The sequence below is a fragment of the Brooklawnia propionicigenes genome, from assembly GCF_030297015.1.
GTDB classification, from domain to species: Bacteria; Actinomycetota; Actinomycetes; order Propionibacteriales; family Propionibacteriaceae; genus Brooklawnia; species Brooklawnia propionicigenes.
Genome location: NZ_AP028056.1, coordinates 2,593,212 through 2,607,831 on the forward strand (window position 1 = coordinate 2,593,212; position 14,620 = coordinate 2,607,831).

At 61.9% G+C, this 14,620-nt stretch carries 9 protein-coding genes and 1 tRNA gene; 5 read left to right on the forward strand and 5 right to left on the reverse strand.

Features of this window, described 5'->3' with window-relative positions:
* Nucleotides 1-3: 3 nt before the first annotated feature.
* From QUE25_RS11960 to QUE25_RS11975, 4 genes are read right to left on the reverse strand one after another with little or no spacing between them, the layout of a single operon-like run.
* The gene (locus QUE25_RS11960) at nucleotides 4-1,974 is read right to left on the reverse strand and encodes a site-specific DNA-methyltransferase (protein ID WP_286265279.1); all 1,971 of its coding nucleotides are present in this window, start codon (nucleotides 1,972-1,974) and stop codon (nucleotides 4-6) included.
* Nucleotides 1,975-1,988: 14 nt separating this feature from the next.
* Entirely contained in the window at nucleotides 1,989-2,660 is a 672-nt protein-coding gene (locus QUE25_RS11965; RefSeq protein ID WP_286265281.1) for a DUF4391 domain-containing protein, read from the reverse strand.
* Nucleotides 2,653-5,934, reverse strand: a complete 3,282-nt coding sequence (locus QUE25_RS11970; RefSeq protein ID WP_286265284.1) for a helicase-related protein — start codon at nucleotides 5,932-5,934, stop codon at nucleotides 2,653-2,655. Before QUE25_RS11970 ends, QUE25_RS11965 begins: the two co-directional genes overlap by 8 nt.
* Nucleotides 5,931-6,131 (reverse strand): helix-turn-helix domain-containing protein, encoded by a 201-nt coding sequence (locus QUE25_RS11975; protein WP_286265285.1) that lies wholly within the window; start codon nucleotides 6,129-6,131, stop codon nucleotides 5,931-5,933. Before QUE25_RS11975 ends, QUE25_RS11970 begins: the two co-directional genes overlap by 4 nt.
* Before the next feature lie 134 nt (nucleotides 6,132-6,265).
* On the opposite strand from QUE25_RS11975, the gene QUE25_RS11980 reads away from it, so the two are divergent.
* Nucleotides 6,266-6,940 carry an AraC family ligand binding domain-containing protein gene (locus QUE25_RS11980; RefSeq protein ID WP_286265288.1) on the forward strand — a complete coding sequence of 225 codons (675 nt, stop codon included), beginning with the start codon at nucleotides 6,266-6,268 and terminating at the stop codon, nucleotides 6,938-6,940.
* 522 nt (nucleotides 6,941-7,462) lie between these two features.
* Here QUE25_RS11980 and QUE25_RS11985 read toward each other — a convergent pair.
* Nucleotides 7,463-7,538, reverse strand: a tRNA-His gene (locus tag QUE25_RS11985).
* Nucleotides 7,539-7,713: 175 nt separating this feature from the next.
* On the opposite strand from QUE25_RS11985, the gene QUE25_RS11990 reads away from it, so the two are divergent.
* The 4 genes from QUE25_RS11990 to QUE25_RS12005 all read left to right on the forward strand — a co-directional run bounded on the left by QUE25_RS11990 (nucleotide 7,714) and on the right by QUE25_RS12005 (nucleotide 14,591).
* Nucleotides 7,714-8,745 carry a LacI family DNA-binding transcriptional regulator gene (locus QUE25_RS11990; protein WP_286265291.1) on the forward strand — a complete coding sequence of 344 codons (1,032 nt, stop codon included), beginning with the start codon at nucleotides 7,714-7,716 and terminating at the stop codon, nucleotides 8,743-8,745.
* Between the two features lie 149 nt (nucleotides 8,746-8,894).
* On the forward strand, nucleotides 8,895-10,226 hold the full coding sequence (locus tag QUE25_RS11995) for an MFS transporter (protein WP_286265294.1): 1,332 nt from the start codon (nucleotides 8,895-8,897) through the stop codon (nucleotides 10,224-10,226).
* Between the two features lie 6 nt (nucleotides 10,227-10,232).
* On the forward strand, nucleotides 10,233-11,720 hold the full coding sequence (locus QUE25_RS12000) for a glycoside hydrolase family 32 protein (RefSeq protein WP_286265295.1): 1,488 nt from the start codon (nucleotides 10,233-10,235) through the stop codon (nucleotides 11,718-11,720).
* Nucleotides 11,721-11,864: 144 nt separating this feature from the next.
* The gene (locus QUE25_RS12005; RefSeq protein ID WP_286265297.1) at nucleotides 11,865-14,591 is read left to right on the forward strand and encodes a cation-translocating P-type ATPase; all 2,727 of its coding nucleotides are present in this window, start codon (nucleotides 11,865-11,867) and stop codon (nucleotides 14,589-14,591) included.
* Nucleotides 14,592-14,620: the final 29 nt, after the last annotated feature.

Below are 14,620 nucleotides of genomic sequence, written 5' to 3' on the forward strand. Positions count from 1 at the left end.
CGGTCAGATCGCCCTCACTTCAGTGGATGGAGACAGCTCCCGGAAAATCTGTTCGGTATTGATGCGGGCAGCATCCGATCCGAACGCGTCGTCGCGGAAAACGACACGCAACGGGCCCCTCTCGGCGATCGCTCGCGCGACTTCGGGAGTCATGGACTCCGTGAAACACGCAATCAGCGCACCATCGTCAACGACGAATACTTCGTGGCCATCAACATCGTCGCGCGTGATCGAAAGCGATAGTTCAAGGCCCCAGTCAAGAAGCACCTGGAACAGCAGGTCTTCCCCCGATCTCCCCGACCGAATGCTTCCTTCTAAGTTGCCGATCTGGAGCTGTGCAGTTTCCTCGGGAGAGCGCAAAACGTCAACCTTGTTTGAAGAGTCCACGCGTAGGTATCGAAATCCACCATCGAGTTCGGAAGCCACAAAACCGCCGCCGTCAGAAAGCTGATTTGCGGCTCTACGCACACGTTCGCTAGCCATGTCGGCGAGATGCTCGAACTCTGCTGGCACTCCCTTTACGGCCGTGTCAATTTGCTCAGGAAGCTGAACTAGTATGAATTTTCTCTTCTGCCCATCCTTGGCATTCTGCGCAAGCGTAGCATGTGCGGCCGTTCCTGAACCGGCGAAATAGTCGAGGACAATCGCATCTTCGGGTGCTGCTGCTGCAATTAAGAGCTGAATCAGCGAAACAGGTTTAGGGTAACTGAACTGGCTGGATGTGAATCCAATTTGCTCGATATCCTTTGTGCCCTGAGTCGTTGAAATTCCCATGATCAGGTCCTTGAGCGACGTAGAGTCGACATTTCGAACCTTTGTGTAGACTCTCCATCCTGAAGTTGTCTCGACAAACTCCAAGTCTTGCGACTCAGACTCCACCTTCGAAGCGCTCCATCGGAATGCGTGGTACTTGTGCACTCCATCACCATTGGCATGCGGCGAGATCTTGACAAACTCGGGAAACTTGTGGCTCTCAGAAACGGGAGCGGTCCTAACCTGTCGGTCGTGCGGATTAAAATAGATGTCGAATACTAGATTGGGGCGCGTTTCTTCATTGAATGCCGAATTTGTATTGTATAGCTCATTCTTTGTTACATATGGACCAAACGCGTCAGACTTGATTTCATAGTTGAAACCCTTGTAGATCGACGGCATAATCGTCTTGGACTCAGACCCTGAGACGAGAAACTCAGACACGAATTCGGCATTCCGCGCGTAACATAATATGTATTCCTTTGTTCCAGCCGCACCGCTCTTGGAGATCTGCCTTCCCTTTAGATTGCTTATCCAGACGAAGGCGTTGAGGAAATTTTGGGCGCCGAAGACCTCATCCAGAATCTTCTTGAGGTTCTCATACTCGTGATCATCGATAGAGACAAAAAAGACTCCGTCGTCCGTCATAAGATTACGAGCCAGCTTGACCCGCGGGTAAATCATACTCAACCAGTCCGAGTGGTAGCGACCGTTGGCGTCAGTATTCGCCACGAGGCGCACACCTTCATCGTCGACCTGCCCCGAGCGGTTAAGAAAGGACTCCGTTGATTCGGCAAAGTCGTCGTCGTATATGAAGTCATTTCCTGTGTTGTATGGCGGGTCGATGTACACGAAACCGACCTTCCCCAGGTAGGACTCTTGGAGAAGCTTGAGGGCGTCGAGATTGTCCCCCTCGATGAAGAGGTTCTTGGTGGTGTCGAAGTCGACTGACTCCTCGCGGACCGGTCGTAAGGTCTTGGCGACGGGCGCGTTGGCGGCGAACGCTGCGGCGCGCTTGCCAGGCCAGTCCAACCGGTAGCGTTCTTGGGGTCCTTCGACGATGTGGTCGGAGAGTTCCTGGCGGAGGAGGTCGAAGTCCACGGCGCGCTGGGGGTTGCCGTTGTCGTCGAGCGTCTCGGTGACAACGGTTGGGAACAGGTCGGCGAGTTTGTCGATGTTCGCCTCTGTCAGGTCGGGCGATGTCATGCGCAGTTTCTCCACTTTCTTGCCTCTGCCTATCTTTCACTCAGCGCAGTCAGTTGTGCTTGTTTGGTCTTGAGGGTGCGGCGCAGTTCGATCTTGCGGTTGAACTGCTTCTCGGTGCGGAGCTTTCGCTCCAGTGTCTTGATCTCGCGTTCGAGCTTGCCGATGGTCTTGAGTCTGTCAGCGACCTCTGACATTCCTTCTTCTGGACGGACCTCGACGTTGGTGAGGGGTTCGAGCAGAGCCGCATAGAGGGTCGTCAACGTGATCGCGGTCGGTAGCGGTTGGCGCTCGGTGTCGGCTGGTAGCCACGCGGTGCTGAAGTACTGGCTGATTTTCGGTGCGCCCGTGCCGAGTTGCTTGTGGGCTGCGACCATGCGATTCTCGCGCGCACCAGCGATGTCGCGGCTGATTTCGAAGACGAGTGGGCGGGGCATCGACGTGTCGATGGCGCTGAGGACCGGTTCGGAAACGTCAGCGCCCTTCGCATCGATTTGGAAGACAGCGATGTCAGGGACTTCGTCGGTACCCGCCAGGTTGATCGTCGCTTCAGCTAAGTCGTAGGCCCACGTCACGCGATCGACCTCGGAGATGAACTTCTCCCGCAGCGCAGTATTGACTCGGGCGTGTTCGTAGAACTTCTCCTTGGGCACGCGTCGTCCGAAGTGGGCGGCGTTTGGCCACCGGTACAACACGTCAGTCACGGTCGCTCGCCTCCTCGGTGGAGGGGACGACGGCGATGAAGGCGGTGAGTTCGAAGTCGTCGAGTCCAGCGATGGTCTGTGTGAGGGCGGTGGTAGGCCCTGGGGTGAACAGGCTGTCGATGTCACGTTCCTCGGTGACGTCGATCATCGAGTGGATCGCGTCGGTCAGCAACTGTGAGTATGCGTCCATGTCGGCACCGTCCCGGGTCGCTTGGTTGAATGTGCGGACCGCACTAGCCACCGGTTGATCGTAGGGGCGGCACCCCGTGCGCAGGAGGTCGAGGAGATGCTTGGCCTCCGTGTGGTCGGCGACCACTTCGCCATCCTGGTCGAGGTAGACGAGGTAGTGCGGGTGGAGGCGGTTGCCACGGTTCATGTGCTCGTCCGCGTTGACGTTGCGCAACGCGAAGATCACGCCGGGTAGCAGTCCCTTACCCGGGTCGGCGGGGACCACGGCATGCAGACCCTTCGGCACCGCAGCAAGGTCACCGTACTGCTTGATGTAGCCGAGCAGGTCCATGCGGAAGTCGTTGAGTCCGAGGTCCGTGATCGACACACCAGTGCGGACGTCTTCCAGCTCGATGACCTCGTCCTGGAGCTTGCGGAGCTGCTCCTTGCGGAAGGCTGCGTCAGGGTCTTCTTGGGTCAGGACATTGTCGTCGGCGGTACCAGCGATGTCAGCGATCACCATACGGTTCTCGACACGTTCCTTAAGGTTGATGTACTCGTCCAAGGAGATGTCGGGCCAGAAGTTCACCAACTGGATGACCCGGTTGGTGGAGCCGATGCGGTCGATACGTCCGAAGCGCTGGATGATGCGGACCGGGTTCCAGTGGATGTCGTAGTTGATGAGGTAGTCGCAGTCCTGGAGGTTCTGCCCCTCGCTGATGACATCGGTGCCGATGAGTACGTCCAGCTCACGGGTCTCCCCGGGCATGGTCACGTCTCGCTGTTTGGAGCGCGGGGAGAACAGGGACATGATCTGCTGGAAGTCAAACCCCTTCCCCAGTGTCGTGTGGGCGCGGTTGCCGCCCGTGATGACTGCCGTCTCTATGCCCGCGGCGGCTAGAGCAGGGGCCAGGTTTGCGTAGAGGTAGTTGGTGGTGTCGGCGAAGGCGGAGAACACCAGGACCTTGCGGTTGCCGGGGTTGATCGGATGCTGCTCTTTGGAACGGATGATGTCCTTGAGCTTGCGGAGCTTGAGGTCGTGCTCGGGGGTGACCTTGCTCATCTCGTCAAGGAGTTCACGCAGGGTCTCACGATCGTTCCACAGGTCCCGTTGCCAGGACTCGATGTCAAGGTCGTCCAGGTCGATGCGGATCTTCTCGCCGAAGGAGAGTGCCTCGATGTTGGCGTCGTCCTCGTCGTCGATGTCGAAGTCCTGGCCTGCCATGTCTGGGACGAGGTCGGCAAGGTTTCCGGCGTGGTTGCTGATCCGGGACAGAGTGTGGGTGACGGAGTCCTGCACCTTGCCCAGCGTGAGGCGGAACGCCTCCACTGAGCTTTCCAACCGTTTTAGGAGGTTGACGGTCATCAGCTGTTTGAGGCCTTGCTCGCGGCCTGCCTGCCCCAGATTCGACCGGGCAGTGCCCGCGGTGACGTCGTAGAGGTCCTCGTACTTGCTGCGACGGGAGGGGAAGACATAAGCCAACGGGGTGTAGACGGCCAACGTGAGTGCCTGAAGCTGCTCAAAGATGTCGTTGAAGCCCGGCACATCCGGCAGGTCGGTGAGCGGTTCACGCACGGAGATGGGCGTGAGGCGTTCGGGGAAGGCTCCGATCTCGCTGGTGTCGTAGAAGGCCTGGATATGTTTGCGGGAACGCGCAATCGTCACCGAGTCCAGAAGTTCGAAGAAGTCGAAGTCCAACATTTTCAAGATCTGGTCCGTGGTGCGCGCCTCTGGATCCAACTTGGACCATTCGTTGAAGACACGTTGGGCGTCAGAGAAGACTTTCTCCACACTGGTGGAGATGTTCAGATGCTTGGCGAGGTTCTCCGACTCACCCTCATAAGCCAGTTGGAGCTGGTTCTTCAGGTCGTTGAACCGGTTGTTCACCGGGGTTGCCGAGAGCATCAGCACCTTGGTCTTCACGCCCTCCTTGATGACCTGGCGCATGAGACGCTGGTAACGCGACTCCTTCTCCTCGGCATAGTCGGCATTGCGGAAGTTGTGCGACTCGTCGATCACGACCAGGTCGTAGTTGCCCCAGTTGATCCGGGACAGGTCAAGGCCGAGGGATTCGCCCCTGGTCCGGGACAGGTCGGTGTGGGCGAGGACATCGTAGGCGAAGCGATCCTCGCGGAAGAGGTTGGTGGTGTAGTTCGAGTTGTAGTTGGTCCAGTTCTCCGCCAGCTTTTTGGGACAAAGGACCAGCACACTCTTGTTGCGCAGCTCGTAGTACTTGATGACCGCCAACGCGGTGAACGTCTTCCCCAGACCGACGGAGTCGGCCAGGATACAGCCGTTGTAGGTCTCCAACTTGTTGATGATGCCCGTGGCCGCGTCACGCTGGAAGTTGTACAGGCTCTTCCAGACCTTCGTGTCCTGGTAGCCAGTGCGGTCGTTCGGCAGGACATCCTCATTGACATCGTCGAGGAAATCGGCGAACAGGTTGTACAAGATCAGGAAGTAGATCCGCTCCGGGGAGTTCTCCGCGTACACGGTAGCGATGTGGTCGCAGACCGCTTGCGTGACATCGTCAAGCTGGTCGGGGTTGTTCCAAATCTGATCGAACAGGGCCAGGAACTGCTGAGTTTCCGCAACGCCCTCATATTTAGGAACGTAGTTGGAGATAGCCGGGCCCTTCTCGTAGCCCAAGTCGGTGGTCGTGAATCCCTGAATCGGGAAATAGGCGGCGCGGTCATCCACCGCTGCCAACGGCTGCATCGGGTTGCCCGTCGCGTTGGAGCGGAAGGTCACCTTGCGACGCACCCAGTCCGCGCACTCCCGAGCGATAGCCTTCTGCGTGAGCTTGTTGCGCAGCCGGATCTCAAACTCGGACCCGGCGATTGCTGACTCGGCGTGCCCGGCTGGGATGAAGAACTGGCGGCGCTCCTTGCGGACCTTGTCCGTCACGTCCTCGGCGACGAACGAGGGGGAGGTGAAGATGAACTCCAGCTCACCGACCTGTTCCAGTTCCTTCTTCAAGGCCTCGAAAGCGAAAATGGAGAACGTGGAGGCAGCGATGCGGACCTTGGATCCGGGGGCGATGACGCTCTTGAGGTCGTCACCGAGGAGGTCGGTGGTGTTGTTGATGATACGCAACTGAGTCACTCACCCGCCTTACTGGAGCCTGAGTCAGCGGCGCCGTCGTTGCGGACCCAGTCGTCGACTTCGCTGGCCTGGAACTTCCAGAGGCGGCCGATCTTGTGGGCGGGCATGTCTTTGTCGGCGATCCACGTGTAGATGGTGTCCTTGGTGACGCCGAGATGGGCGGCGATGTCGTCTGCGGACAACCACGGCTCGGTCACGTTGGTCCTCCCTCAACGGTGCGGGCCCCACCGGTTGGGGAGCCGTGCTGATTCTACCTAATCAGACCCTGTTTGTGCGGGGATGTCCCACCGACGGCGGGTGCGTTTCGCATGCCGATGAGCGAAAATGGGGTATGGAGCGAATCTTCCCTGACAGTGGGGGGACTGTCCGAGAGCGGGCGCCGGGGCCGATCGACGTGGAGGCCGCGGTGTTCGACCACGTGGTGGAGCCGGTGGCGTACACGTGCTTGAAGTTCATGCTGTTCCGGCAGGGCGCGTGTCTGGTCCATTCCCGCCACGGCAGGGTCCACGCGCGTCCTGGGACGCTGGTGATCGTGTGCGGCGGGACGCTGTGCGGCGGCATCCCGGAGACGTCGGTGACGGTCTCGACGGCGTACGTGAGCCTGGACTATCTGCTGGACCAGCTGACGTGGCGTCTGCATGGGATGCTGCTGGATCGTCACGAGGCGGAGCAGATCGCGGCGAGAGCGTTCCGCCACAACATGTGGGACATTGCGTTGGCACCCGAGGTGGCCAGCAAGATGGCGGTGCTCCTGGACCGGGTTGAGCAGATTCAGAAGGCTGGTGGCGGCTTCTACGCGATCGAGTCCCGATTCGTCGCCCTGCTGGACCTGCTGCTCCCGCTCCTGCCCTACACGGATATTCCGGACGGGCCGGTGCGTTCCCTGGCGGGGAACGGTGTGGGCGGCCGGTTCCCTCCCTTGCGCCGGGAGATCGTCGACGTCGGGGAAGTTGTCCAAGCGGACCTGGCGCGCAAGTGGAGCCTGGCGGATTTGGCGGGCAGATGATGAGCGAGGGCGCGGCAGAACTGGCCGAACTCGCCGCGCGCCGCACCGAACTGGAAGGCGAGCAGACCAAGCTCCTCCAGGCCCACTATGCGGGCGCGATCCCACTGGACCTGCTCAAACGGGAACAGGACCGGATCACCACATCGTTGGAGACCATCGACTTCCGGGTCCGGGCTCACAACGGTGAATATGCCGATGCCCGGGCCAACCTCGACGACTCGCTACTGCTGTTGGCCAACATCGCCGACATCTATGCCAACGCTGATGATGCCAACCGGCGGTTGTGCAACCAGGCCCTGTTCAAAGCCATCTACGTTGACGAGGACAACGACATCCACGTCGGCTACCGCACGCCCTACGACGGCCTGTCGAACCCCGACCTCCAGGCCGACGCCCTCACCTGGGCCGACCAAGCCCGCGCCGCAGCCACAGGGGCAGAGGCAACCGGGACACGCAAAAAGGGCCAGGCGCGAACCGCGACCAAGGGCGGACCCTTGGTCGCAAGTTCACACCTGACCCATTTGGGGTGGCTGACGGGACTTGAACCCGCGGCCGCCTGGACCACAACCAGGAGCTCTACCAACTGAGCTACAGCCACCATGCCCACCAGATCAGGACCTCCCGAATCAGGCAGCCTGATCAGTGTAGCGCCCAGATCCAGGTTCCGTAAAACCGGCCCAGCGGCACTTCGCTCGACCGCTGTCGTGTCGGCCGTACCGGATGAAGTGGTTGTCGGACCCCATTAACATAGTCCGCAGGGTAAGGGAGAAGGCGTGAACAAGCGGATCACACTCGCCGACATAGCGGCGCGTACGGGCTTCTCTGCGTCCACTGTGAGCATGGTGCTCAACAACCGTCCGGGCTCTCGCATTCCCGAAGCAACCGCTGAGCGCGTCCGTGCGATCGCCGAGGAACTCGGCTACGCGCCCGACCGCACGGCACGCGGGCTGCGTACCGGCCGCTCCGAGGCGCTCGGGTTCATCTCGGACGAGGTGACGATCACCCGCTACGCCTCGGCGATGGTCCGCGGCATCCTGGACGCCGCAGAGGCCTGCAACCACGCCGTCCTGATGGCCGAAACCGACAACCATCCGCGCCGCCTAGAGAACGCTATCCGCCTGATGCGTACCCGTCACATCGATGGCATCATCGTCGGACTGATGCGAGCCCGCCAGGTGGATCTTCCGGCCGGCCTGGGTGGGCTGCCCGTCATCATTGTCAACGGCAAGGTCGACGGCTATCACGCTGTGCTTCCCGACGAGTACCAGGCCGGCCTGGACGCGGTGAACTACCTCGTAGCACATGGTCACCGCAGGATCGCCTTCATCGGCCGGGCAGCGGTGCATCTCGACCCACGCGTCTCCTGGACGATCGGCCGCCGCATCTCCGGCATCGATACCGGGATGGCCAACGCAGGCCTGTCGTTCGTCCACGAGGTCGAGGGCTCGGACTGGGAGCCGGAACTCGGCTACCGCGGCGCTGCCGAGATCTTCGATCGGGGCGACATCACAGCCATCATTACCGCCAACGACCGCATCGCCTTCGGTGTCTACGGAGTGGCTCAGGCACGCGGACTGAGTATCCCCGATGACATGTCGGTGCTGTCGTTCGACGATGAGCAATTGGCCAGCTACGTGCGTCCCCAGGTCACCACGATGCGCCTGCCCTACCTCGACATGGGACAGATCGCCGCCGAGCTCCTGTTCAAGCAGATCGCGGGCGAGTGGTGTCCGACAGACTCCGCCGAGGAGACGCTCGTCCGGATGCCGCTGGTCGAACGCAGCTCGGTCGCTGACCTCGGCTGACGACGCCGACCCGGTCGCTCCAATTTGCCGTAGGGCCCTATTCCCAAAGAGGAACTCCGCCTGCTACGCTTCAACTGCTATAACGTTATAGCGCTTCTGACTGCGTATGTTACGCGGCACCACCCCACGAAAGGAGGGGGACAGGCAAAGTGGCCAGCTTCACGAAGTCCCTCAAGAACCCGTCATACCTGCAAAGCTCCCTGACGCTGCTTCTCTTCTTCATGTCCTGGGGTATCTGGTGGTCCTTCTTCCAGCTGTGGCTCACCAAGGACACCGGCCTGGGGCTGAATGGTAGCCAGGTCGGCACCGTGTATGCGGTGAACTCGCTCGTGACGCTCATCCTGATGTTCTTCTACGGCACCATCCAGGATCGGCTGGGTCTCAAGCGTCACCTGACCATTCTCATCGGCATCATCGCCTCCTGTGTTGCGCCGTTCGTCATCTTCGTCTACGAGCCATTGCTGAAGAACCAGTTCATGTTCGGCGTGATCTTGGGCGCGATCGTCCTGTCGGCCGGCTTCATGGCTGGTGTTGGCCTGCTGGAAGCATTCGCCGAGCGCATGAGCCGCCGTTTCAACTTCGAATACGGCCAAGCCCGCATGTGGGGCTCTTTCGGTTACGCGATGGTCGCGTTGGTGGCCGGCTTCCTGTTCACCGCCAACCCGCACCTGAACTTCATCATGGGCTCGGTTTTCGGCATCGCCTTGCTGCTGATCCAGCTCTTCTGGAAGCCCGGCCCGACCGACCACCACGAACCCGGCACGGTGGAGCCCACCCAGCCCGGCATCCGGGAAATGGCCGGCCTGCTCGGGATGAAGTCGCTGTGGCTCATCATCGTCTTCGTCATCTTCTCCTGGACCTTCTACACGGTCTTCGATCAGCAGATGTTCCCCGATTTCTACACCGGGCTGTTCGAAACCAAGGAACGCGGCGAGCAGATCTACGGCATCCTCAACTCCGCGCAGGTCTTCTGCGAGGCCGCGATGATGGGTGTCGTCCCGATCATCATGCGCAAGGTCGGCGTCCGCAACACGCTGCTGATGGGTGTGTCCGTCATGACCCTGCGCATCTTCGGTTGCGCAGTTCTGAGCGACCCGATCGCCGTCTCCGCAGTCAAGATGCTGCACGCGCTCGAGGTTCCGCTGTTCATCCTGCCGATCTTCCGGTACTTCACCTTGCACTTCAATCCGGCCCTGTCGGCCACCTTGTACATGGTCGGTTTCCAGATCTCGGCCCAGATCGGCAATGTGATCCTGTCGCAGCCGCTCGGCCAGTTGCGTGACGCCATCGGCTATCAGCCGACCTTCCTGGTGATTTCCGGAATTGTGCTGCTGTCCGGGATCTTCGCGTTCTTCACGCTGAAGAAGGACGACGACCAAGTGCTCGGCGACCCATTCCTGCGCGATGGCCAGGCCGAGGTCGTGGCCACCGCGGCCCCCGGTCCGCAGTCCGATCCGACCGGCAGCGACGGGAAGGCCTGACGCACCATGAAAGAACAACTCGAGCGCGCCGAAGCCGGCGTGGCCAAGCTGCTCGAAGGCCGCAGCGATCGCTGGTACCCGCTGTTCCACATCGCTGCCAAGGCGGGCTGGATCAACGATCCGAACGGTCTGTCGTACTTCAACGGGCGTTACCAGGTGTACTTCCAGCATCATCCCTTCGGCACTCAGTGGGGACCGATGCACTGGGGACATGTGTCCTCCGAGGACATGGTCACCTGGCGGCGGGAGCCGATCGCGATGGCTCCGTCGATCGAAGCCGACCGTGATGGTGTCTTCTCGGGTTCGGCGGTCGTCTCGGACGACAACCAACTGGTCGCTTACTACACCGGTCACCGCTGGCGCAATGGTGTCAACGAGGACGAAGGCAATCTGCAGGTGCAGTGCATGGCGGTCTCCGACGATGGCATCACCTTCGAGAAGACGGGTGTCATCGTCGAATGTCCCGAGGGCCTGTTGCACTTCCGCGACCCGAAGGTCTGGCGGATGGGCGACACCTGGTACATGGTCTTCGGTGCCTGTTCGGCCGAGAACCGTGGCCAGGTCTGGCTCTACACCTCGACCGACATGAAGTCCTGGGAATTCGACCGGGTGATCTTCACCGATCCCAACCCGCGCGTGTTCATGCTGGAATGCCCGGACATGTTCCCCCTGGACGACAAGTGGGTCATCACCTACTGCCCGATGGGTACCAAACCGGAACGCTATGTGGCCCGCAACGGCCACAACGCGGGTTATGTGGTCGGCGACTGGCAGCCTGGGGGAGTCTTCGAGCAGATCACCGACTACCGGACGATCGACTGGGGACATCAGTTCTACGCGCCGCAGTCGTTCGAGGCGCCGGACGGCCGTCGCATCGAGTACGGCTGGCTCGGATCGTTCACGATGCCGATTGCCACCCAAGAAGTCGACGGCTGGTGCGGTCAGTTCACCGTGCCGCGTGAACTCACCCTGGACAAGAACAACCACCTGCGCAGCTTCCCGATCGCCGAGATCGAGCAACTGCGCACCGAGACCATCGACTTCGGTGCCTTCGAGCTGGGCCTCAATGGCGACAAGGTGCTGGTCGATGACGATGGTGGGGCGGTCGAGATCGAACTCGAGGTGGATCTGGCCTCGACCTCGGCCGAGCGGATCGGGCTGAGGGTGCACAACACCCCCGATGGTGGTCACACCTATGTCGCCTACGACGATCTGGCCGGACGAGTCGATCTCGACCGCAGGCTGACCGGCAACGGTGACCGCGGGCACCGCGCCGCACCATATGAGGGCGGTAGTCAACTCCGGTTGCGGGTGCTGGTGGATCGGGGGTCCGTCGAGGTCTTCGTCAACGACGGGGCGGAGTCGATCACGTCGTACAGCTTCCCGAACAAAGGTCCGCGCGCTGTCGTCCTGTGTGCCGAGTCGGGCGTCACCAAGGTGAATGGCCTGAAGGTGCACCGGCTACGGACGATCTGGGAGTCTCCCGACCGGTAGTTCACGGGCCAAAGGGCTGTCGCAGTCGCTCCCTCGGACTGCGGCAGCCCTTGTTCGTCCGCCGAGGTGCCCGAATCGGCCGGCAAAGCGTCAGCAGTCTGGACGCGAGTTCGTCGGCGCTTGCGCACACTAAACTCGGGGAGCGTGGCGACAGTGACGAATGCTCCCCAGACGACAGCCGATGCCAAACCGTGGGCAGAGTCCCCGCAGGACGTGCTCGAGCTGCTGGACGCCTCGTCCGGCGGTCTGTCCGGCACTGAGGCAGCCCGAAGGCTCGAGCGAGACGGCAGCAACACGCTTCCCGAACCGACCCAGAAGCCCGCCTGGCGTCGCCTGCTGGCGCACTTCGACGATGTGCTGATCTACATTCTGATCGCCGCTGCCGTGCTCAAGGCGATCAGCGGCGACTGGATCGACTTCGCGGTGATCAGCGTTGTCATCGTGGCCACCGCGGTCATCGGATTCATTCAGGAGGGTCGCGCCGCGTCCGCGCTGGCCAGTCTTCAGGACATGCAATCGCTGGACGCTCAGGCGCTGCGCGACGACAGCTGGGGTGTGGTGGACGCCGCCACCCTGGTGGTCGGCGATGTCGTGCGTGTCCGGTCCGGCGACCGGGTACCCGCCGACCTGAGGCTGCTGGAGGCGTCGTCGCTGCAGGCGGACGAAGCCGCCATGACCGGCGAATCGGTGCCGGCCCAAAAGGACGTGGTTCCGGTCTGTGTAGAGGCCGGTCTCGGTGACCGTTCGTCCATGCTCTTCTCGGGCACGATCATCACCGCAGGCACCGGCGAGGGAGTGGTGGTCGCCACCGGTGCCGACACCGAGATCGGACGCATTTCGTCGCTGGTCTCCGACCAGGACCAGCTCGATACCCCGTTGACCCGTCAGCTGGCCCACCTGGGCAAACAACTGTCGATCCTCATCGGCCTGCTCGCCGTCGTGATGCTGCTGGTCGGACGCATCTTCCACGACTTCACCGGGGACGAGCTGATGTCGTCGGCGATCGGGTTCGCGGTCGCCGCAGTCCCGGAAGGCCTGCCGGCCCTGGTGACGGTGACACTCGCCCTCGGCGTTCAGCAGATGGCCAAGCGCAATGCCATCACCCGCAAGATGGCCTCGGTCGAGACCCTGGGCTCGGTCACCACCATCTGCTCGGACAAGACCGGAACCCTCACCCAGAACGAGATGACCGCACGCAGCGTCGTCACCGCCGACGGCATCTACCAGGTCGAGGGCACCGGATATCAACCCACCGGCCGCATCACGACCGAGGCCGGTGAGACAGCCGACCTCGCGAACCATCCCGACCTGGAAGCTCTGGTGCTGGCCGCCGGGGTGGCCAACGATGCGCGGGTCGAACAGACCGATGAAGGCTGGCGGGTGGTCGGACAGCCCACCGAGGGAGCCATGGATGTGCTGGCGGCGAAGGCGGGAGCCGACGTCGACGATGTCGTCCGCCTCGCCCAGGTACCCTTCGAATCCGCGCACAAGTTCTCAGCAACACTCGATGACGTTCCCGACGGCGATGGAACCCGGCGGATCATTCATGCGCTCGGAGCGCCGGACCGGCTGCTCGACCGCTCGTCCAGCCAGCTGACCGCCACCGGTGAGCGGGTGCCGGTGGATATCGAGGCCTGGGAACGACATATCGATGAGTTGTCGGTACAGGGTCTGCGGGTTCTCGCGGTGGCCGAGCGTCCCGCCGACGGTGTGGAATCCATCGAGCTGGCCGATCTGGACACTGACCTGACCTTCCTGGGGCTGGTCGGCATCGTCGATCCACCGCGCCCGGAGGTCACCGACGCGATCGCCGACGCCCACACCGCGGGCATCCGGGTGAAGATGATCACCGGCGACCACAAGGGCACTGCGGTGGCCATCGCCCGCGAACTCGGCATCGTGGGGACGGACGGCCGAGTGGAGGCGCTGACCGGGGCCGACCTGGACGCGATGCGTCAAGACGAGCTGACGCTGGTGGCCCGTGATGTCGACGTCTACGCGCGCACCTCGCCGGAGCACAAGCTGCGCATCGTGCGGGCACTCCAGTCGCAGGGCGAAGTCGTCGCGATGACCGGCGATGGTGTCAACGACGCGCCGTCCATCACGCGTGCAGATGTCGGGGTCGCGATGGGCATCAAGGGCACCGAGGCGACCAAGGAGGCCGCCGATATCGTGCTGGCCGACGACAACTTCGCCACCATCGAACGGGCAGTGGAGGAGGGACGCCGGATCTACGACAACATCCGTAAGTCGGTCGCGTTCCTGCTGCCGACCAACGGCGCCCAAGCCTTGATCATTCTGGTTGCGGTGATGGTCGGTATCGCCCTGCCGCTGGCCCCCGTCCAGATCTTGTGGATCAACCTGGTGACCGCTTTGACGCTGTCGCTGGCCTTGGCCGGTGAACCAGCCGAGCCCGGCATCATGCGGCGCCCGCCCCGCGCCCCCAGCGAACAGGTGCTGTCGCCGCGCACCTTGGTGCAGGTGCTGTGGACCTCACTGCTGATCGGCGGGGTGACCTTGTGGTTGTTCATCATCGAACGCAATACCGGCGGCAGCTACGCCATGGCCCAGACCACAGCGGTGACGATGCTGGCCTTCGGGCAGTTGGCCTATCTGTTCAACTGCCGCTTCCTCAATACCTCATCGCTGACCTGGCGGGTGCTGGTCGGCAACCGGATGATCTGGTACGGAGTCGCTGGTCTGCTGGCACTGCAGTGCCTGTTCATCTACGCGCCGTTCATGCACATCTGGTTCCATTCGGCCCCCATCGGGTTTGCCGAGTGGGGCCGGATCTTCGGGATGACCATCGTCGTCTTCCTGCTCGTCGAGGCCGGAAAGTGGGTCATCCGGAAGGTCTTCGACCGCCGCTGACCAGACGCGCGGACCTGCGCCGCGTCCGC